19 protein-coding genes are annotated in these 18,477 nt (G+C 48.2%); 7 read left to right on the forward strand and 12 right to left on the reverse strand.

Annotated elements, in window-relative coordinates; genetic code table 11:
• Genes K5X84_RS01780 through tldD form a run of 3 tightly spaced genes read left to right on the forward strand, consistent with a single transcriptional unit; the run spans position 1 to position 6,066 of the window.
• Positions 1-3,879: a YhdP family protein gene (locus K5X84_RS01780; protein ID WP_222236407.1), complete on the forward strand. Its 3,879-nt coding sequence runs from the start codon at positions 1-3 to the stop codon at positions 3,877-3,879.
• Positions 3,851-4,648 (forward strand): carbon-nitrogen hydrolase family protein, encoded by a 798-nt coding sequence (locus K5X84_RS01785; RefSeq protein WP_222236408.1) that lies wholly within the window; start codon positions 3,851-3,853, stop codon positions 4,646-4,648. The genes K5X84_RS01780 and K5X84_RS01785 overlap by 29 nt, the downstream gene beginning before the upstream one ends.
• Complete coding sequence (gene tldD, locus K5X84_RS01790) at positions 4,645-6,066, forward strand: metalloprotease TldD (protein WP_199494765.1); 1,422 nt, start codon at positions 4,645-4,647, stop codon at positions 6,064-6,066. Before K5X84_RS01785 ends, tldD begins: the two co-directional genes overlap by 4 nt.
• Before the next feature lie 15 nt (positions 6,067-6,081).
• Here tldD and yjgA read toward each other — a convergent pair whose 3' ends face one another.
• Entirely contained in the window at positions 6,082-6,597 is a 516-nt protein-coding gene (gene yjgA, locus K5X84_RS01795; RefSeq protein ID WP_054489784.1) for a ribosome biogenesis factor YjgA, read from the reverse strand.
• A gap of 87 nt (positions 6,598-6,684) precedes the next feature.
• On the opposite strand from yjgA, the gene pmbA reads away from it, so the two are divergent.
• Positions 6,685-7,998: a metalloprotease PmbA gene (gene pmbA / locus K5X84_RS01800; RefSeq protein ID WP_222236969.1), complete on the forward strand. Its 1,314-nt coding sequence runs from the start codon at positions 6,685-6,687 to the stop codon at positions 7,996-7,998.
• A gap of 11 nt (positions 7,999-8,009) precedes the next feature.
• On the opposite strand, the gene mgtE is transcribed toward pmbA, so the two are convergent.
• The 11 genes from mgtE to K5X84_RS01855 are packed head-to-tail and all read right to left on the reverse strand — an operon-like array spanning position 8,010 to position 16,085.
• Positions 8,010-9,371 carry a magnesium transporter gene (gene mgtE / locus K5X84_RS01805; RefSeq protein ID WP_054489786.1) on the reverse strand — a complete coding sequence of 454 codons (1,362 nt, stop codon included), beginning with the start codon at positions 9,369-9,371 and terminating at the stop codon, positions 8,010-8,012.
• 2 nt (positions 9,372-9,373) lie between these two features.
• Entirely contained in the window at positions 9,374-9,649 is a 276-nt protein-coding gene (locus K5X84_RS01810) for an HPr family phosphocarrier protein (RefSeq protein WP_222236409.1), read from the reverse strand.
• Complete coding sequence (gene rapZ, locus K5X84_RS01815; RefSeq protein WP_054489790.1) at positions 9,642-10,493, reverse strand: RNase adapter RapZ; 852 nt, start codon at positions 10,491-10,493, stop codon at positions 9,642-9,644. The genes K5X84_RS01810 and rapZ overlap by 8 nt, the downstream gene beginning before the upstream one ends.
• Positions 10,484-10,954, reverse strand: a complete 471-nt coding sequence (gene ptsN, locus K5X84_RS01820) for a PTS IIA-like nitrogen regulatory protein PtsN (protein ID WP_054489794.1) — start codon at positions 10,952-10,954, stop codon at positions 10,484-10,486. Before ptsN ends, rapZ begins: the two co-directional genes overlap by 10 nt.
• Positions 10,955-10,957: 3 nt before the next feature.
• Complete coding sequence (hpf, locus tag K5X84_RS01825) at positions 10,958-11,245, reverse strand: ribosome hibernation promoting factor (protein ID WP_054489797.1); 288 nt, start codon at positions 11,243-11,245, stop codon at positions 10,958-10,960.
• A gap of 28 nt (positions 11,246-11,273) precedes the next feature.
• Entirely contained in the window at positions 11,274-12,734 is a 1,461-nt protein-coding gene (locus K5X84_RS01830; RefSeq protein ID WP_222236411.1) for an RNA polymerase factor sigma-54, read from the reverse strand.
• A gap of 21 nt (positions 12,735-12,755) precedes the next feature.
• A complete protein-coding gene (gene lptB, locus K5X84_RS01835; RefSeq protein WP_054489801.1) occupies positions 12,756-13,481 on the reverse strand; it encodes an LPS export ABC transporter ATP-binding protein in 726 nt (241 codons plus the stop codon).
• Between the two features lies 1 nt (position 13,482).
• A complete protein-coding gene (lptA, locus tag K5X84_RS01840) occupies positions 13,483-14,025 on the reverse strand; it encodes a lipopolysaccharide transport periplasmic protein LptA (RefSeq protein ID WP_199494263.1) in 543 nt (180 codons plus the stop codon).
• Positions 13,994-14,557 (reverse strand): LPS export ABC transporter periplasmic protein LptC, encoded by a 564-nt coding sequence (gene lptC / locus K5X84_RS01845; RefSeq protein WP_199494262.1) that lies wholly within the window; start codon positions 14,555-14,557, stop codon positions 13,994-13,996. The genes lptA and lptC overlap by 32 nt, the downstream gene beginning before the upstream one ends.
• Positions 14,554-15,108: a 3-deoxy-manno-octulosonate-8-phosphatase KdsC gene (gene kdsC, locus K5X84_RS01850; protein WP_222236412.1), complete on the reverse strand. Its 555-nt coding sequence runs from the start codon at positions 15,106-15,108 to the stop codon at positions 14,554-14,556. The genes lptC and kdsC overlap by 4 nt, the downstream gene beginning before the upstream one ends.
• Positions 15,108-16,085 carry a KpsF/GutQ family sugar-phosphate isomerase gene (locus tag K5X84_RS01855; RefSeq protein WP_222236413.1) on the reverse strand — a complete coding sequence of 326 codons (978 nt, stop codon included), beginning with the start codon at positions 16,083-16,085 and terminating at the stop codon, positions 15,108-15,110. The genes kdsC and K5X84_RS01855 overlap by 1 nt, the downstream gene beginning before the upstream one ends.
• Positions 16,086-16,241: 156 nt before the next feature.
• On the opposite strand from K5X84_RS01855, the gene K5X84_RS01860 reads away from it, so the two are divergent.
• The 3 genes from K5X84_RS01860 to mlaE all read left to right on the forward strand — a co-directional run bounded on the left by K5X84_RS01860 (position 16,242) and on the right by mlaE (position 18,477).
• Complete coding sequence (locus tag K5X84_RS01860) at positions 16,242-16,817, forward strand: TetR/AcrR family transcriptional regulator (protein ID WP_222236415.1); 576 nt, start codon at positions 16,242-16,244, stop codon at positions 16,815-16,817.
• An 83-nt stretch (positions 16,818-16,900) separates the two neighbouring features.
• Positions 16,901-17,701, forward strand: a complete 801-nt coding sequence (locus K5X84_RS01865; RefSeq protein ID WP_222236417.1) for an ATP-binding cassette domain-containing protein — start codon at positions 16,901-16,903, stop codon at positions 17,699-17,701.
• Complete coding sequence (mlaE, locus tag K5X84_RS01870) at positions 17,698-18,477, forward strand: lipid asymmetry maintenance ABC transporter permease subunit MlaE (RefSeq protein WP_222236418.1); 780 nt, start codon at positions 17,698-17,700, stop codon at positions 18,475-18,477. The genes K5X84_RS01865 and mlaE overlap by 4 nt, the downstream gene beginning before the upstream one ends.

Below are 18,477 nucleotides of genomic sequence, written 5' to 3' on the forward strand. Positions count from 1 at the left end.
ATGCGTACTCTGTCGTGGATTTTAAACAAACTCTGGCTAACGCTGGCTATTGTGCTGGTGCTGGTTGCGGTCGGCCTGAGTTTATTGCGCTACAGCCTGCCTTACCTGCCCGATTTAACTGAACCTCTCGAAGAGCAGCTGGAAGCCCGTTTTCAGCAACCCGTGAGTATCAGCGACCTGTCTATGACCTGGACCAGAGAAGGCCCTTCTGTTGTCCTCGATAATCTTGTTTTACTGGAGCGTGAGAAGTCACCTCTGCAAGTGCGCGTCGGTGAAGTTCATGTTGTACTGGATTTCTGGAATACGCTGTTGGACAGACAGTTGATTGCTGAGCAGTTTATTCTGGAAGATGCACGCATAGCTTTGGATCTGAGGAAATTTTCCGGTCTTGATGAAACCGAAGAATTAAATATCGACTACATTAACCGTTTGTTTTTGCAGCAGTTAGAGAAGTTTTCACTGAATAATGGCGAATTATTACTGACCAATCTGCGTGGAGTGACCCGTAAAATTGATATTGATCGCCTGTCCTGGACAAATGAAGGCAAAAAACACCAGGGGATAGGTCAGTTCAGAATGGAAGACTTTGCCACCAACAGCCTTAATTTTATTATTGATTTACGAGGTGATCGTTGGTCAGAGTTTAATGGTCAATTTTACGTCGATTCACAAAATGTCGACATTAGTCCCTGGTTAGAAGAACAATTGGGGGATATTGATGTACAAGCTTCGAATGTTAACTTCACCGGCTGGCTAGATGTTCGTAACGGTCAGTTGTTTGAGGGGTTACTTAAACTAAGAGATAACCGCATCACCTGGCTGGATGCCGGAGCCGATGAGCTTAAATGGCTTCAGCTCCCGGAGGGCGAAATTATTCTGAGGCCGGAAGCTGAAGGGTGGCTTATCAACAGCTTACCTATGACAGTGAACACCTCTGTTGGTCAGTTAGACATCCCCCGTATTGCCTGGCAGCAATTGACTGATGTTCATGATATTAGCATCGACGATATGGATATCGGTGAAGTCATTGGTCTGCTTCCTTTAATTCCTGTCGACTTTGATACCAACGGATTGATGGCCCTGGGTCTTAATGGCAAAGCAAGTTTTCGGTATCGGATGCACCCGGTTTCTGGCCGGCAGTGGTCGTTGAAAAGTGAAAATTTATCTGCCGATGGTAACGATAGTTTGCCAAGTTTTAATGGCCTGGATTTAGTGGTAAATAGCACCGCAAACCAGGGGTATTGGCGTGTCGATGGTCGTAATGTTCGGCTTGCAGGCAATAGCTTGTCTCCAACGCAGGCATGGGATATTGATACTTTGAGCTTATCCGGTTCGTGGCTAGTGCAACCCAAACACTGGAAAGTCCGGTTAGAACAGATGGAATTAGCCAAGGACGATTTTCTTCTTGCTGGAAGTGGACAGCTTACTGGTAACGGAGCGGATACCCCTCAAGTTGATGCGCTACTGTCAACCCAACAACCTTTTTCTGTCTCAACAGCGCGGACATTGCTCCCCTCAGTTATGGGGCAGCGCGTCAAAGATTACCTCACTAATGCTTTAGTATCCGGTGAGGCCAAAGGTCTTGAAGTACTATGGCGCGGGCCGGTCAATGAGTTTCCGGGGGAAAAACAGAATGGCGTTTTCAACGCGCGTGTTGACTTCGATACTCTGAGCTACCGGTTTCAACCGAACTGGTTGCCGTTAGAAAACGCACCCATAAAATTAGACTTCTATAACAAAGCCTTGCTGATGTCAGCGAATGCCGGCCACATTAACGAAGTACAGGTGAAGCAGGTTGATGCCCAAATTCCTGATTTAACGGATGCGGAGCAGGGCTTGCAAGTACAGGCGAATGTGAGTGGTAAGGCTGAATCTTTACTTCCTGTTTTTGAACAGTCTCCGCTTGATAGCGTGACTGAAACCCTATTGCAGCTTAACCCTAGAGGTGAGGTTGAGGGGGCGTTTGAATTAGACATTCCGTTTAATGGTTCTCGTGAAGTGGCGGTAGAAGTCAGCACGCCGCTGAAAGGGGTTTCAATTACCGTTGAGGCATTACAGCAGACCTTTGACATAACGAACGGGCAATTAACGGTAGAGAACAGTAGCGTCAGCACCGAGGGTTTACGTTTAAACTGGTATGGAATGCCAATAGATACTCAGGTGTCTGGTGAGTTAGGTGATGAGGAGTACCTGCTCGATATCACTACGGCAATAGACTGGCAAAGCGAGCCTTTGTTTGAACAACTCCCTTACCCGCAATGGGAACCGTTTTTCTATGGTGCGGTTAACGGCGAAGCGGACTTAGTTTTGCGCCTTAGTAACGAAGATGTTGGTGTTGAACTCGAGTCACAGTTTGATTTGACGGGTCTGGAAACCTCACTGCCCGAACCTTTGCAAAAGGACTTTGGAGAGGGCTGGCAGCTCTCAGTTCGTCTCAATGGGAACAGTGACCAACTGCGACTGCGCGCCAATATCGATGATCGCCTTAGCTGGGACAGCCTTTGGCAGCCTGGTAGTAACGGATGGCAGCAAGCCGTATTGAATGTCGGAGAAGTATCTTCAGCAGATGAGCCGGGCAATTTTACCGGGTTTGCTGTGAATGCGGAGTTACCTCAAGCGGATATTGGACAGTGGTACTCAGTTATCTATGCTCTGGCAGAGGGAGCAGGTGTTGATAGTGAACAGCAGAGCAGTGGTGATGGGTGGTTGCCGGACTCTATTAGTATTGAAACACCTCAGTTGCGTTGGGGGCAGCAGAGATTTAATCAGGCCGATATCCAGGTATGGCCTGGTGAGTCAGGCTGGCAAGCCCGCGTAGACGCGAATAACGCCGTGCTAAGCGCGACAATCCCCGAGAATTTTGTGCAGCAAGGTATCAGCATTAGAGCGGATTATTTAGCCTTAAGCACGGGTTTTGAATTACCGGAGGAATCGAATGAAACGAACTGGAGCTGGCTTGAAAAAGTCCCTCCATTGAATTTTCTGTGCCGTAGTTGCCGTATCGATGAAAAAGACTTAGGTGAAGTAGAGTTGATTCTTAGTCCTCTTGATGACGGCTTCAGTATTGAAAAAATGACGCTTAAAAAGGACAGTGACGAGCTGACACTGACAGGGTTCTGGCGGCATTCAGAAGAGCGGGGATTCAGCGCTTTGTCCGGTAGCCTAAGTAGCGAAGATTTGGGCGATTTATTACGCGATTATGGTTTGGAAACCGCAATAAGGGACAGCGCGGCGGTCATTGATTTTGATTTGAATTGGCAAGACCATCTACATCAGTTCGAGTGGGAGTCACTCAATGGTGAAATTAAATGGGATTTAGAGAAAGGTTATTTGGCCGAAGTCAGTGATGGTGGTGCCCGTTTGTTTTCTATGCTGAGTCTGGACAGCATTCTACGTAAGTTGACACTGGATTTCCGTGACATCTTCTCTCAGGGAATGTTCTTTACTGACTTAACCGGGAGCGTTCAGGTTGAAGACGGCGTGGCCAACACCAATGACGCGCAACTATTAGGCTCCGCCGGCGATATGGAAATTCGCGGGTGGACAGACATGAACACCGGCGAGTTAAACTATAATCTGACTTATGCACCTAAAGTGACTTCCAGCCTTCCTATTATCCTGGCCTGGATGGTTAACCCGCCCAGCGGCCTTGCCGCTTTGTTTATTGACAAGGTACTGCATGACGCTAAAGTCATTTCTCGCTTGCGGTATCAGGTGACAGGAACCATTGATGATCCGGTAGTTGAAGAAATAGAACGTGACAGCCGCCCTGTTGATTTGCCAGAATTGGAAGAGAACTCAACCGATTCCGAGGCAGATGATGACACAAGTGCAACTGACGGCGCTGCAGATGAGCAGTCGCCCGGATCCGCAAGATAATCTGACCACTGTTGCTAAGTTATTAGAGCGACTTCCCGCTGCGCGTCCGCAACTGGTGGTGTTGCCGGAAGCGTTTTGTTGCTTCGGTGCTGGTGATCGTGCGCAGTTGGACATGGCTGAAACCTATCAGGACGGTGAAGTACAGCGACAGTTGGCTTCGCTGGCAAAAGCGCATGGTATTTATCTGGTTGCCGGCACCATACCCATAGCGGCAGGCGAACGTTTCTCTGCGGCATCGTTACTCTTCGGGCCTGACGGTTCTATTGTCAATCGCTACGATAAAATTCATTTATTTGATGTCGATGTTGCAGATAACACCAAAAAATACCGGGAGTCAAAATGGACGAAACCCGGCACTGAAGTAGTAACAGCCGCAACCGACTTAGGTGTGGTTGGTATGTCAGTGTGTTATGATCTGCGCTTTCCAGAGTTATTTAGAGCATTGCGTCAGGCGGGCTCCGATATCATTGTTTTACCCTCCGGATTCACCCAGGTTACAGGGAAGGCTCACTGGCATGCGTTAGTTCGGGCCAGAGCTATTGAGCAGCAGGTGTTTATTGTAGCGCCGAACCAAGTCGGACAGCATGATAATGGCCGCGAAACCTATGGGCACTCGATTATTGTTAGCCCCTGGGGTGAAATACTGGTCGAGCAGGAGCAGGGCGAAGGAATTATCTCTGCCAGCGTTGACTTAGCGGATGTAGAATCCATTCGAAAGCAAATGCCGGTGGCGCAACAGAATCAATTTGAGGTTGTACAAAAGACATGACACTAACTGACTACGAACTGTCACAAGACGAAATAAGCAACGCGTTATCAACACTTTATAGCGGTGATATCGACTTTGCTGATATTTATTTACAACACAGTGTCAATGAGTCCTGGGTGCTGGAAGATGGCATTATTAAGGACGGAGCGTTTCATATAGAAACCGGTATGGGCGTGCGCGCGGTGCAAGGCGAAAAAACCGGTTTTGCGTACGCCGATGAAATTACTTTGAATGCGCTTAAACGTACCAGCGAAGCTGCCCGGGGTATAGCCCGTCAGGGACAAAGTAAAAAAGTCCAGGCGTTGAAATCGGTGCAGGCAAAGTCGCGCTATGAAGCGCTTAACCCGCTGGATACCTTATCTGAAGATGAAAAAATCGAATTACTAAAAAAAGTAGATGCCCACGCACGTGCCCAGGACTCAAGAGTGAGCCAGGTCGTCGTGAGCCTTAGTGGCAGTTACGATGAAGTTCTGGTCGCTGCAACAGACGGTACTCTGGGAACGGATAAACGCCCCTTAATTCGTCTAAATTGCTCTGTCATCACCGAGCAAAACGGCCGCCGCGAGCGCGGAAGCGCCGGTGGTGGTGCTCGCGTGGGTTATGAGTTTTTCCTGGAAGAGAAAAGCGGTAACGCGCGTTGGCAGCGTTTTGCTGAAGAAGCTGTACGTCAGGGGCTCGTTAATTTAGAAGCAAAGCCGGCACCTGCGGGCAATATGCCGGTGGTTCTGGGATCGGGTTGGCCGGGTGTGCTGTTGCATGAAGCGGTTGGCCATGGTTTAGAAGGTGACTTTAATCGTAAAGGGTCGTCTGCTTATTCCGGTAAAATTGGCGAGCAAGTGGCTTCACCACTTTGCACTATTGTCGATGACGGCACACTGAGTGATCGCCGTGGCTCAATGAGTATTGATGACGAAGGCACGCCGAGTGGTTACAACGTATTGATTGAGAATGGCGTGCTGCGCGGTTACATGCAGGACAAAATGAATGCGCGTTTAATGGGTCAGGCAACGACCGGAAACGGACGCCGCGAAAGCTTTGCTCATCTGCCGATGCCGCGAATGACCAATACCTATATGCTGGCCGGCGAGCACAGTCCGGAAGAGATTATCGGTAGTGTGAAAAAAGGGATTTACGCCCCCCAGTTTGCGGGTGGTCAGGTCGATATTACTTCAGGGCAGTTCGTTTTTTCTGCGTCTGAAGCTTATTTAATTGAAGACGGGAAAATCACCACACCATTAAAAGGTGCAACACTTATTGGTAACGGACCAGAAGCCATGGCACAAGTGTCTATGGTTGGGAATGATTTATCGCTGGACGAAGGTGTGGGCGTTTGCGGTAAAGATGGGCAAAGTTTACCCGTAGGCGTTGGTCAGCCAACCCTGAAACTGGATTCAATGACCGTAGGTGGTACGGAATAACCGAACTGCCTGCGGCTAGGCAAGCAGTTCACGTAAATAGACGAAGAGTTGACGAGCGGCAACAGGCGGTTTTTGTTCCGCTTTTTGCTTCTCTGCAAGGCGGATTAACTGACGCAGTTTTTGGCGGTCAGCATGAGGATGCTCCTCAATAAATGCTTGCAGAGCGTCGTCGCCTTCATGCAGCAGCTTATCGCGAGTGGTTTCAATCTCGTGGAAGATAGAAGTCTGCTGTTGATGCGCATTTTTTAGATTATTTAGAGCTTGCTCAATAGGCGCAATATCACGTAAGCGCATGAGCTTGCCAATAAATTGAAGCTGGCGTCGGTAGCCTTCGTGCTTGTTGCGAATTTTATGGGCAAGTAAAACGGCATCGCGCAGCTCATCATCCAGTGGCATTTTTGCTAACTGGCTGTCGGTTAAATTGACAAGTTGAGTCCCAAGCTCCTGGCGTTCCGCCATTTCGCGTTTTTTTTGGGACTTGCTGACGAAGTCGTCAGATTGTTCAGGATTTTCGGCTGGGCGTTTAGGCATAAGTTCGATTCATTAGCGCTACAAAGCCGTCAGTTTAGCAGTGAGGAGAGTTTTTTGATAGTACAACTGAGTGACTTACAGGTTCAAATGAAGCAGGTAGAGACTGCGGTAAAAGAAGCGCTGCGTCTGGCTGAGGCCAAAGGTGTCAGTTCTGCCGAGTGTTCAATAAGCCACAGTTCAGGTATTTCAGTGGGCACACGCCTGGGAGAAGTTGAAACCGTAGAGTTTAATCAGGACGGTGCGCTGGGTATTAGTGTTTACCGTGGACACCAGAAAGGTTCGGCATCAACCACTGACCTGTCTGAGCAAGCAATTAGTGCGGCAGTTGATAAAGCCTGTGATATTGCTCGGTTCACTTCTCCGGATCCATACAATGGCTTGGCTCCGGCAGAATTAATGGCTACCGATGTGCCCGATCTGGACTTGTGCCACCCGGGTGATCAGAGCGCTGAGTATGCTATAAAGCAGGCATTGGCTTGCGAGAAACACGCGTTGAATCTGGACGAGCGTATTGTTAATTCAGACGGCGCGCATTACGGCAGCCATACCGGCTTTCGGGTTTACGGTAATAGTCATGGTTTTATCGGTGGCTATTTACAGTCCCGGCATAACCTCAGTTGCGTTTTAATCGCCAAAGAGGGCGACAAAATGCAGAGAGACATGAGTTATTCTGTTGCGCGTAAGATGCAGGAACTTAAATCTGCCGAAAGCGTTGCCGAAGAAGCCGCTGCAGAAACCTTGTCCCGCTTAGGTGCACGCAAAGTACCAACCGCTAAAGTGCCGGTCATTTTCCGGGCAGACATTGCCGGAAGTTTGTTCGGACACTTGGTGAGCGCAATCAGCGGTGGCAATTTGTATCGTAAATCCAGCTTCCTGCTTGATCAGCTCGGTAAACAGGTACTGCCCGAGTGGCTTAATATTCAGGAAAAACCACACATTATTGGTGGCCTGGCGAGCTCGCCATTCGATGCAGAAGGTCTGGCGACAAAAGAGCAGAATATTATGACCGACGGTGTTTTGCAGACTTACCTGTTAGCCAGTTACGCCGCGCGTAAATTGGGTATGCAGCCAACCGGGCACGCTGGAGGTATTCACAATTGGCGAGTTACACAGCAGGATAATTCTTTAGCACAATTGTGCAAGAAAATGGGTACTGGTTTGCTGGTAACTGAGCTAATGGGCCAGGGCGTGAATATGGTCAACGGTGACTACTCACGTGGCGCCGCCGGCTTCTGGGTTGAAAACGGAGAAATTCAATACCCGGTAGAAGAAGTCACTATTGCCGGTAACTTAAAAGACATGCTGGCGAACATTGTTGCCATAGGTAATGACACCGATGAGCGCCATGCGCTGCACACAGGCTCTGTATTGTTAGAGCAAATGAGTGTTGCCGGTAATTAAACTAAAAAGATTTAAGACAGTAATAAGGTTGCTGAGCCAAGGAAGGCAAAGATACCGACAACGTCAGTCACGGTAGTGAGGATAACCCCGCCCGCCAGAGCCGGGTCAATATTAAAGCGCTTAAGAACAAGTGGTATGGTCGCACCGGCCAACGCGGCAGCTACCAGGTTCATCATCATTGCAAAGGCGATAATCCCACCGACTAACCAGTCTTGCTTCCACAGCGCGACGACAGCCGCAATCAGCACCGACCAGATAATGCCGTTTAAGAAACCAATAGCCAACTCTTTACCGATAAGCCATCGGGAGTTACTGGTTCCTATATGGCCCAGAGCCATACCTCGTATCACCAGCGTCAGTGTCTGACTACCAGCGATACCACCCATACTGGGCACAATGGTGTTCAGAATAGCCAGTACCGCCATTTGCGCTAAAATATCTTCAAATAAGGAACTGACCATAGCGGCGAGTAACGCCGTAACTAAGTTCACCGCCAGCCAGACTGTCCGGCGTCGGGTACTTTTTAATACGGGGGCGAAGGTATCTTCGTCATCTTCCAGACCCGCCATACTCAACATAGAGTGCTGGGCTTCTTCGCGAATAATATCGACCACGTCATCGATGGTAATACGACCGACAAGCTGCTGGTCACTGTCGACAACCGGCGCGGATACCCAGTCATGGCGTTCGAATAGCTTCGCGACCTCGGTTTCTTCCATATCGACGGGTATGGTCGTAATGTCAGACGACATAATCTCATCAATACGGCGGCTCGGGTCAACGGTCAGTAGTTGAGTCAGAGATATCTCACCGGTGACTTTTTCATTGCGGTCGACAACATAGAGTTTGTCTGTCGCTTCGGGCAGTTCGCCTTTAAGACGCAAGTAACGCAGGACAACGTCTATGGTGACGTCTGAGCGCAGGGTAATAGTATCGGTGTTCATGATACCACCAGCGCTGTCTTCGGCGTATGAGAGCGCTGTTTCCGCACGTTCACGGTCGCTCTCGTCCATGGACTTCAATACTTCCTGATAGACTGGCTCAGGTAAGCCACGCAAAACGTAGGCCAGGTCATCGGTGTCCATGCCTTCGGTGGCAGCGGCAAGGTTCTCCGGTGCCATTTGGCGAATAATGTCTTTCTGAACTTCTTCGTTCAGTTCTTCAAGAATTTCACCGTGTTCTTCAACATCGACCAGTTTCCAGACAATGGAACGGCTTTTCGGTGGTGAAGACTCCAACAACAGTGCCACGTCACATGCCGGCATATTATGCAGCATACGGCGGGCAGCAACGAACATGCCATCGGACAGCGCGGAGTTAACCTCCTGGATGCGCTGCATGGCATATTCTTTGTCGGACAGTTCCGCAATCATGTTTATTCGTCTTCCTCGAAGCGATCTTCAAATAACGCACTAACAGCATCCAGCGCCGCTTGTGCATCTTTTCCTTCAGCACACACTTCAACAGATTTACCCTGTTGGCTGGCCAGTAGCATGAGACACATTACACTGGCGGCATTCACGCATTGTTCGCCTTGTCGCACCGTTATGGTTGAATCAAATTCTTGTGTCAATTGAGCCAACTTGGTTGCGGCGCGAGCATGCAGACCCAGTTTATTGCGAATAATCAGGTCTCTGCAAACTTTATCCATTTCGCTTTAACTCCCGGTGTCTGACCTGAACCTTTAGGTCTTTTTGTTCAAAGCGCTCGGCTAGCTGCTGAGAGATATAAACTGAACGGTGCTGACCACCAGTGCAGCCGGTGGCAATAGTCAGATAACTTCGGTTGCTGCGCTGAAAATGCGGTAACCAGGTGTCGAGAAAGTTTTCCAGCTGATAGATAAACTTAGTGACTAAAGGTTGTTGGCGGAAGAAGAGTTGTACATCGGTATCCAACCCCGTTAACAACTTTAGCTCAGGTTGCCAGTGTGGGTTCGGTAAAATTCGTGCGTCAAAAACAAAGTCGGCGTCTTTGGGTAAGCCGTATTTAAAGCCAAATGACTGAAAGACAATAATGAGTTTTTTATCTGCGCGACCAAGTACACGCTCAGTAACCTGTTCGCTCAGCTGGTGCAATGACAAGTCGCTACTGTCGAGGCGCCAGGTGGCACGTTCCATAATAGGCTCAAGCATCTTATGCTCGGTTTGCAGCGCTTCCAGTAAAGGCAGTTCTTTTTGCGAGAGCGGGTGTAGTCGCCGGGTTTCACCGAAACGTTTTAATAAGGTGTTGTCGTCTGCATCAATGAACAGAATTTCGGGCTCTACGCCTTTAGGCAAAAAGTTGAGTGAATCCAGCAGTTCTTCGGAGTGCTCGGGTAAGTTACGAACGTCAATGCTAATGGCAATTTTCTGGTATTGCTCGATAACAGCATGGACTAACGTGGGTAGCAGGCTAATGGGTAAATTATCAACGCAGTAAAAACCTAAATCCTCAAGGACCCGCAACGCGATGGTTTTACCTGAACCGGAACGACCACTAACAATGATCAGTTGCATGGCGACTGCTCACCTTCGCCAATAAATAATTGGTATAAGTCTTTGTCGGAGTCAGCCTGGCGTAATGCACGTGTGCAGTCTTTGTCATTCATACGGCGAGCGACAGAAGCTAAAGTCTGCAGATGGTTTTCGTGTTCGGATTCTGGTACCAGAAGCGCGAATATAATATCGACGGGTTGGTTGTCGATAGAGTCAAACTCAATCGGCTCATCTAGCGTGAGTAATACCGCAACCGGGTGGTTAGCATTGGGTAATCGGCCATGAGGAATTGCGATACCTAAGCCAATTCCCGTACTGCCCAAACGCTCACGGTTCAATAGGCTCTCAAAAATGTCATGGCGGGTAATGCCGGACAACTTAGGAGCTACGATTTGACTAATGGTTTCAAGCAGTCTTTTTTTACTTGCGCCCTCGACTGCACACTTGGTGCAGTCGGGGCTTAACAATTCACTCAGTTGCATGGATTAATGTTGTTTCATTTTTTCTTTGTGTTTAATCACCTGACGGTCCAGCTTATTGATTAAACCGTCGATGGCCGCGTACATATCGTCGTGTTTTGCGTCGGCAAAAATTTCACCGCCATTCACGTGCAGCGTAGCTTCCGCTTTTTGAATCGTTTTTTCAACATTTAGGATGACGTGAACATTAGTAATGTGGTCAAAATGTCGTTCCAGCTTGGCAAATTTTGTGTCTACGTAGTCACGTAAAGCTTCGGTAATATCGATGTGGTGACCGGTCAAATTAATTTGCATAACGTCTTCCTTCTTGCAGTTAACAAAGTTACAAAAGACTTTTGCGTTGGCTCGATGATGGAATGTTTAACGATTCCCGATACTTCGCAATTGTCCTCCTTGCTACTTGGATACCTTGTTCAGCTATCAGTTCAGCAATTTTGCTGTCACTTAACGGTTTACTGCGGTTTTCTGCAGCGACCATCTTCTTAATTAAAGCACGTATTGCAGTGCTTGAACACTCACCACCGCCTTCAGTACTGACATGACTTGAGAAAAAGTATTTTAACTCAAACACGCCCCGCGGACAGTGTAAGTATTTCTGTGTTGTCACCCGCGAAATGGTGCTTTCGTGCATATCCACCGCTTCGGCGACATCGTTTAAAACCATAGGCTTCATGGCTTCTTCGCCATGCTCAAAAAAGCCCTGTTGGCGTTGCACTATGCAGTTGGCAACTTTTAGCAACGTGTCATTGCGACTTTCCAGGCTTTTTATAAACCAACGCGCTTCCTGCGTGTGGTTTTTTATGTACTGGCTGTCGGCTACTGACTTAGCTGCTTTACTCAAGGCCGCGTATTCTTCATTGACCTTTAATTTAGGTACGCTGTCGGGGTTCAATTCGACCATCCAACGCCCATTTTTTTTTGTCACAGCAACATCCGGAATGACATATTCAACGGGTTGTTGTGCAACTTGCTCACCCGGGTGGGGATGCAACTGCTGAATCAAGCGCATGGTTTGACGCAAGTCGTCTTCCGAGAGCTTTAACTTACGCTGAATGGTGCGAAAATCCCGGCTGCCCAGTAAATCCATATGTTCAGTCACTAAACATAGAGCAGTTTCTTTGTACTCAGTGTCGTCGCTTAGTTGCCGCAATTGGATGGCAAGGCATTCGCTGACGCTGCGTGCTCCCACACCTATTGGGTCGAAGTGCTGAATGCGTTTAAGCACCATACAAACTTCTTCTGCTTCCACCTCCGGAAGGCGCACCGCTTCAATAATCTCATCAACATCGACCATTAGATAGCCGTTGTCGTCTATGGCTTCGATAATGGCTTCAGCTATGGCGGTGTCTTCCTCAGAAAAGTGAGAAAGCTGCATTTGCCAAAGTAAGTGATCTTGCAACGACTCACTGGTCGAGCCCTGGTAAACTTCAAAGTCACCTTCAAAAGACTTACCAGAGGACGCGGCCCCATTAACCGGTGTCTGGCTGGAGTAGGTGTCATCCCAACTGCTGTCTACCGGTAACTCGTCCGGCATTTCCTGAGTTTTTATAACGTCTGAGGTTTCTCGCTGACTGTCATCCCGCTCTTCGATATTTCGGGTTTCGGAATTGTCAGCTTCGTTGCTGGCATCGCCTTCAACTTCTAATAGAGGATTACTGTCCAGTGCATCCTGAATTTCAGCCTGAAGATCGAGCGAGGAAAGCTGCAGCAGGCGAATGGCCTGTTGAAGTTGTGGCGTCATGGTCAGATGCTGACCAATTTTTAGCTGCAGACTTTGCTTCATAATGACTGTCCCGGTTTCACGTTATAAGGTGAACTGCTCACCGAGGTAAACGTCTTTAACCTGTTGATTCGATAATATACTTTCTGCATCCCCGCTGGCAATAAGTTCGCCATGACTAACGATATAGGCGTGTTCACAAACCGATAGGGTTTCACGAACATTATGGTCGGTAATCAATACGCCAATACCGCGTTGCTTTAAATGCTCAATGATTTTTTTGATATCAATGACGGATATGGGGTCGACACCGGCGAAAGGCTCATCTAAAAGAATAAAAGTGGGTTCTGCTGCCAGGGCCCGGGCTATTTCAACCCGTCGGCGCTCACCGCCTGACAGACTCATTCCCTGGCTGTTGGCAATGTGCCCAATATTAAACTCTTCGAGTAAGGCATCGAGCTGTTCTTCTCTGTCGTTGTCTGATAACGCTTTGCGGGTTTCTAAAATGGCCATCAGGTTGTCACGTACGGTGAGCTTTCTGAAAATAGAAGCTTCCTGTGGCAGGTAACCAATACCTCTGCGCGCCCGCTCATGCATTGGCAGTAAAGTGAGGTCGTTATCATCCAGTAAAATCTGGCCTTTATCGCTGTTAACCAGTCCGACAATCATATAAAAGGTGGTTGTTTTACCGGCTCCATTAGGCCCTAATAATCCAATAACCTGTCCCTGGCTCACCTCCAGGCTAACGTCTTTAACAACCTGGCGACTTTTATAGCTTTTGGCTAAGTGTTTAACTCGTAAGGTTGCCATATTAAGGGTTCTCGTTATTTTTCTCGTTGGAGTCAGTTTTTGCCTTTGGCGTAAAAATGGTGATGACGCGACTGTCTTCTTCACCGGAACTGGTCGCGGTTATGGTTTGTTTGTCTAAATCATAGGTGATGAGATCACCACTGGAACTGCTGCTACCCTGAGAAATACGGGCTTTTCCGCTAAGCTCCAGGCGCTGTTCCGATTGAAAATAGGTAATTTTGTTGGCCTCTGCGTTTATCTTATTGCCATCATCCAGAGTCTGGCTGTAAGTAGCAGGAGTGCCTTCTGCAACAAAAGTATCGGCTTGTTCTGCATTCTCGCTGGCCGAGGCTTCAAGTCTGTCTGCTCTGATTAATAACGATCCCTGACGAATAATGACATTGTCCGTTAAAACTAGCCGGTTGTTTTTAATGTCCAGCTCTTCCTGGCTCGACTCTACCTCCATAGGCTGACTAAAGTCGGACTTACCCTGAGCCATAACTGCACAAGGCACCAAGGCAATAAGAGTAAAACTACTCAGCAGGCTGGAAAATCGTTTTAACATGTCTTTTTAGCTCCATTCGTTCAGCTTTCAGGTCAGCACTCATTCCGTTACCACGAATTAATAGCCGGGGTCCGTGAATGCTCACCGGGTGTTCGGTGCTCATTGATTGATTTTTCAAATCAACAATCAGGTATTCGGTTAACACTTGTTTAATTCGAGTATCAGGCTCTAACGCAAGGATTTCAACATCGCGCTCTAAAATAAGAGTTTGATCATCGTAGAAAGTCCCTTGTGCAGAGCTAACCTCCCAAATTTCGTCACCTTGTTCTGAGAAGACAGTGTACGTAGGCTGCTCGAGTTCGGTTAAGCCTATTTGATTATAATGCGACATCTTCTCTGACTTGATTTTATGTGCGAGTAAGCCGTCACTCTCAAAAATGCGGGTTTCCAGACCAAAAGCAGTGAAATCCGGTCGCATCATGCGGGTTGCGGTGGCATTATTGTCGTCTGCATCATCACCAAAAGGGCGCCAGACAAGCAAAAGCCCGGCACCGAATAGCAGAATAAGAATGACAGTAACTCGTCGGCTCACACACTGGCTCCTGTTGCCAGGTGCAGTTGGCCCTGACTGAGCATGATGAGATCGCAGACTTCGCGTACCGCTCCGTATCCACCGTGACAACGGGTAATATAATCGGCTTGCTGCTGCACCGATGCGTGAGCATCCTGTACTGCAATACCCAGACCGGCTGCCTTAATCAGAGCTAAGTCGGGGGTGTCATCTCCCACATAGGCGACTTGGTCGGTGCTCAAATTCAATTTCTTCAGCAGCTCATTAAAAGCAGCTGTTTTGTCGTTCTGGCCCTGATAAATGTGACCAACATCTAAATGTTCCATGCGATGTTCGACAATGCGTGAAGTTCTGCCGGTTATGACCGCGGTCTCAACGCCGGACTTTTTTAACGCTTTCATGCCAAATCCATCACGGGTGTGAAATGCCTTGAGTTCCTCACCGTCGTTGCCTAAATAGATTCGACCGTCAGAAAAAACGCCGTCCACATCCAGTACCAGTAACTTAATTTCGGAAAAACGGCTAAACAGGCTTTTATCAATATCACCGTACCAAGTATTAACACACTCCATTAGAGTACTCCCGCCTGTAGTAAGTCATGCATATTCATCGCTCCACACGGATGACCATCATCATTCGTGATGATAAGCCCGTTAATTTTGCGGTCCTGCATCAGTTTTAATGCTTCTGCGGCCAGCATATCTGCATTAGCGGTCGTACAGGAGCGGGTCATAACATCAGCTATTGGTGTTTTGTGGACATCCACCCGGTTATCCAGAATGCGGCGCAAATCACCATCGGTGAAGATACCGGCCAGGCGATTATTTTCATCCACTACAGCGGTCATGCCCAGGCCTTTGCGCGACATTTCTAACAAGGCATCACTGATAATGGCGTCAGCCGGAATCATCGGAACTCTGTCGCCTGTGTGCATGACATCGTGCAGGCGAAGCAACAATCGTTTGCCTAAAGAGCCACCAGGGTGAGACAAGGCAAAATCATCGGCGGTGAAGCCGCGGGCGTTCAGCAGAGCGACGGCAAATGCATCACCCATAACCAAAGTTGCTGTGGTAGAGGCTGTTGGCGCCAAGCCCAGTGGGCACGCCTCTTGCTCAACAGCAATACAAACATGGGTGTCGGCAAGTCTTGCCAGAGTGGAGTCCGGTTTGCCTGTCATTGATATTAAAGGAACACCAAGGCGTTTTATGACCGGAATAATGTTCAGTACTTCGGCTGTTTCGCCGCTGTTTGATATGGCAATAACCACGTCCTGGGCTGCCACCATGCCGAGGTCACCGTGACTGGCTTCGCCCGGATGAACAAAAAAAGCAGGCGTGCCGGTAGAGGCAAGTGTTGCGGCTATTTTCCCGCCAATATGGCCGGACTTTCCCATGCCGGTAACGATAACCCGACCTTTGCAGTTAAACAGCGTTTGGCAGGCAGCATCAAAGTTATCATCTAAATATTGATATAAACCTTCAATCGCTTTCTTTTCGATATCCAGTACCTGTTCGCCCAGCAGCCGAAAATTCTGGGTTACTTGCTTCATTGTCATGCCTCTGGCGTTGTGCTTTTGCCTTGTATAATACGTCATTCAATACAACTCTGCCTACCGTACTCAGGTAAATCTTGTATTTTATTGTAAAAATAATTACTATACCAACCAGACGGTTAATAAAGTGACTACAGGTAAAGTGAAGACGTTATGGTAGAGAAAAAAGGAGCAGGACGACCCAGTAACAGGGAAGTCATTCTGGATGCGGCAGACCAGCTGGTCGCGGCAGAAGGGGCTGCACACCTGACGTTTGATGCTTTAAGCCAAGTGACAGGAATAAGTAAAGGCGGGTTGCTCTACCATTTCAACAGTAAAGACTGTTTATTACAGGCTATGCTCAAACGACGAGTTGAAAGGTATGAAGCTTTACGTGAGTCCTATCATCAACAATTTAGCGATGACCCAAAAGGGGAGTTAAAAAGTATCTTACTAGCAGCTCTTGATACTGACGCCGAATGTTCACGTCTGGGTAGTGGCATGCTGGCCGCCGCTGCAACCAACCCTGAGCTGCTGGGGCCGTTAAAAGAGCATGTTGCTGTTACTTTGCAGCGACTTGAACGTATCGCCGGCAAAAAAGTCGGTAAGACCCTGTTTTATGCTGTTCATGGTGCTCGTTTGTTTGAACAGCTAAACTTATGCGAAGCCTGCGTACATGAACGTGAGGACTTTGCACAATATTTACTGAAACTTGTCGATGAATTGACAGAAATTGAATCGATTCGCTGATAAGATTTGCAACACTTTATCGGTATCAGGTTATGCCGAATGCCGCTAAAATAATGGCATGGAAACCCTAACAGGAAATTGTCGTGACAAATTTGGTAGAACTTAAGGATCTAACGTTTGCGCATGGAAGCCACCGGGTTTATGACGGCTTGTCGCTTACTGTTCCCAAAGGCAAAATGGTTGCTGTAATGGGCCCCAGCGGAATCGGCAAGACCACGTTGCTGCGTCTTATTGGCGGGCAGCTTAAGCCTGACAGTGGCAGCATTAAAGTCGCCGGTGAAGAAGTTCCTAAGTTAAAACGCGATGCACTGTACCAATTGCGAAAGCGTATGAGCATGTTGTTTCAAAGTGGCGCTCTTTTTACCGACATGTCGGTTTACGAAAATGTGGCGTTTCCGCTGCGCGAACATACGGACTTACCGGAAGAGCTCATTCGTAGCGTTGTATTAATGAAACTTGAGGCTGTAGGCCTGCGGGGAGCTCGCCATTTAATGCCATCGGAACTTTCTGGCGGCATGGCACGAAGAGCTGCACTAGCAAGAGCAATCGCATTAGACCCGGATTTAATTTTGTACGATGAGCCATTTGCCGGACAAGACCCTATTTCTATGGGGGTAATCGTAAAACTGATTAAATCTTTAAATGAGTCACTGGGGCTAACCTCCATTGTTGTGTCTCATGACGTTAACGACCTCTTGTCGATTGCGGATTACGCCTATGTCATAGCCGATAAAAAGGTGGTCGGTGAGGGCACGCCTGATGAACTGCGAAACAACGAAACGGCAATTATTCAGCAGTTCTTGAACGGTTCAGCAGATGGCCCTGTTGCATTTCATTATTCGGATGATGACTTCACAACGGACTTGTTAAGGGGCGAGGGATGAGCCAGTTTCTTCAGTCTATCGGGCGCAAAGTATTAGATAGCCTTGCTGGCATTGGTTATGCACTAGCAATGCTGATAAGCGCTATCATTGGAAAACCCCAGCCGCGCAAGTCCTGGCCATTGTTTGTGAAGCAAATGTATGTTGTCGGCGTACTATCAATGCTCATTGTGATTGTCAGCGGCTTGTTTATAGGAATGGTTCTAGGCCTTCAGGGCTATACTATTTTGGTTGATTATGGCGCTGAGCAGAGTCTTGGCCCCATGGTGGCTTTATCGTTATTGCGTGAATTGGGGCCTGTTGTCACCGGTCTGCTTTTTGCCGGCCGTGCTGGTTCTGCTTTAACAGCAGAAATCGGCTTGATGAAAGCAACTGAGCAATTGTCCAGTCTGGAGATGATGGCGGTTGATCCGCTGCGTCGTGTTGTTGCTCCGCGCTTTTGGGCCGGCTTAGTCAGTATGCCATTGCTGGCGCTGATGTTTTCAGCTGTTGGTATTTATGGTGGTTACCTGGTTGGTTCTGGCTGGCTGGGCGTTGATGAAGGTGCTTTTTGGTCAGTAATGCAGTCAGCGGTTGATTGGCAGGACGACTTACTCAACGGCATTATTAAGTCAATCGTATTTGCTTTTGTTGTTACCTGGATAGCCTTGTATAAGGGCTATCGTGCAGTGCCAACCTCGGCGGGAATCAGTGCCGCGACAACGTCAACTGTAGTGACGGCATCGCTGGCAATCTTAGGACTCGATTTTATTCTTACAGCTATCATGTTTGGTGGATAA

Origin of the sequence: Idiomarina abyssalis (assembly GCF_019797805.1) — a bacterium.
Taxonomy (GTDB): Bacteria; Pseudomonadota; Gammaproteobacteria; order Enterobacterales; family Alteromonadaceae; genus Idiomarina; species Idiomarina abyssalis.

What these genes read in the sequence shown, in the direction of transcription:
- K5X84_RS01855 (WP_222236413.1), bottom strand. Translation starts at nt 16,085, where the DNA reads ATGAAGCAAGTAACCCAGAATTTTCGGCTGCTGGGCGAACAGGTACTG.
- pmbA (WP_222236969.1), top strand. Translation starts at nt 6,685, where the DNA reads ATGAAGCAGGTAGAGACTGCGGTAAAAGAAGCGCTGCGTCTGGCTGAG.
- mlaE (WP_222236418.1), top strand. Translation starts at nt 17,698, where the DNA reads ATGAGCCAGTTTCTTCAGTCTATCGGGCGCAAAGTATTAGATAGCCTT.
- K5X84_RS01780 (WP_222236407.1), top strand. Translation starts at nt 1, where the DNA reads ATGCGTACTCTGTCGTGGATTTTAAACAAACTCTGGCTAACGCTGGCT.
- yjgA (WP_054489784.1), bottom strand. Translation starts at nt 6,597, where the DNA reads ATGCCTAAACGCCCAGCCGAAAATCCTGAACAATCTGACGACTTCGTC.
- K5X84_RS01810 (WP_222236409.1), bottom strand. Translation starts at nt 9,649, where the DNA reads ATGGATAAAGTTTGCAGAGACCTGATTATTCGCAATAAACTGGGTCTG.
- rapZ (WP_054489790.1), bottom strand. Translation starts at nt 10,493, where the DNA reads ATGCAACTGATCATTGTTAGTGGTCGTTCCGGTTCAGGTAAAACCATC.
- K5X84_RS01860 (WP_222236415.1), top strand. Translation starts at nt 16,242, where the DNA reads ATGGTAGAGAAAAAAGGAGCAGGACGACCCAGTAACAGGGAAGTCATT.
- tldD (WP_199494765.1), top strand. Translation starts at nt 4,645, where the DNA reads ATGACACTAACTGACTACGAACTGTCACAAGACGAAATAAGCAACGCG.
- mgtE (WP_054489786.1), bottom strand. Translation starts at nt 9,371, where the DNA reads ATGATTGCGGAACTGTCCGACAAAGAATATGCCATGCAGCGCATCCAG.
- kdsC (WP_222236412.1), bottom strand. Translation starts at nt 15,108, where the DNA reads ATGGAGTGTGTTAATACTTGGTACGGTGATATTGATAAAAGCCTGTTT.
- K5X84_RS01785 (WP_222236408.1), top strand. Translation starts at nt 3,851, where the DNA reads ATGAGCAGTCGCCCGGATCCGCAAGATAATCTGACCACTGTTGCTAAG.
- K5X84_RS01830 (WP_222236411.1), bottom strand. Translation starts at nt 12,734, where the DNA reads ATGAAGCAAAGTCTGCAGCTAAAAATTGGTCAGCATCTGACCATGACG.
- hpf (WP_054489797.1), bottom strand. Translation starts at nt 11,245, where the DNA reads ATGCAAATTAATTTGACCGGTCACCACATCGATATTACCGAAGCTTTA.
- lptB (WP_054489801.1), bottom strand. Translation starts at nt 13,481, where the DNA reads ATGGCAACCTTACGAGTTAAACACTTAGCCAAAAGCTATAAAAGTCGC.
- lptA (WP_199494263.1), bottom strand. Translation starts at nt 14,025, where the DNA reads ATGTTAAAACGATTTTCCAGCCTGCTGAGTAGTTTTACTCTTATTGCC.
- ptsN (WP_054489794.1), bottom strand. Translation starts at nt 10,954, where the DNA reads ATGCAACTGAGTGAATTGTTAAGCCCCGACTGCACCAAGTGTGCAGTC.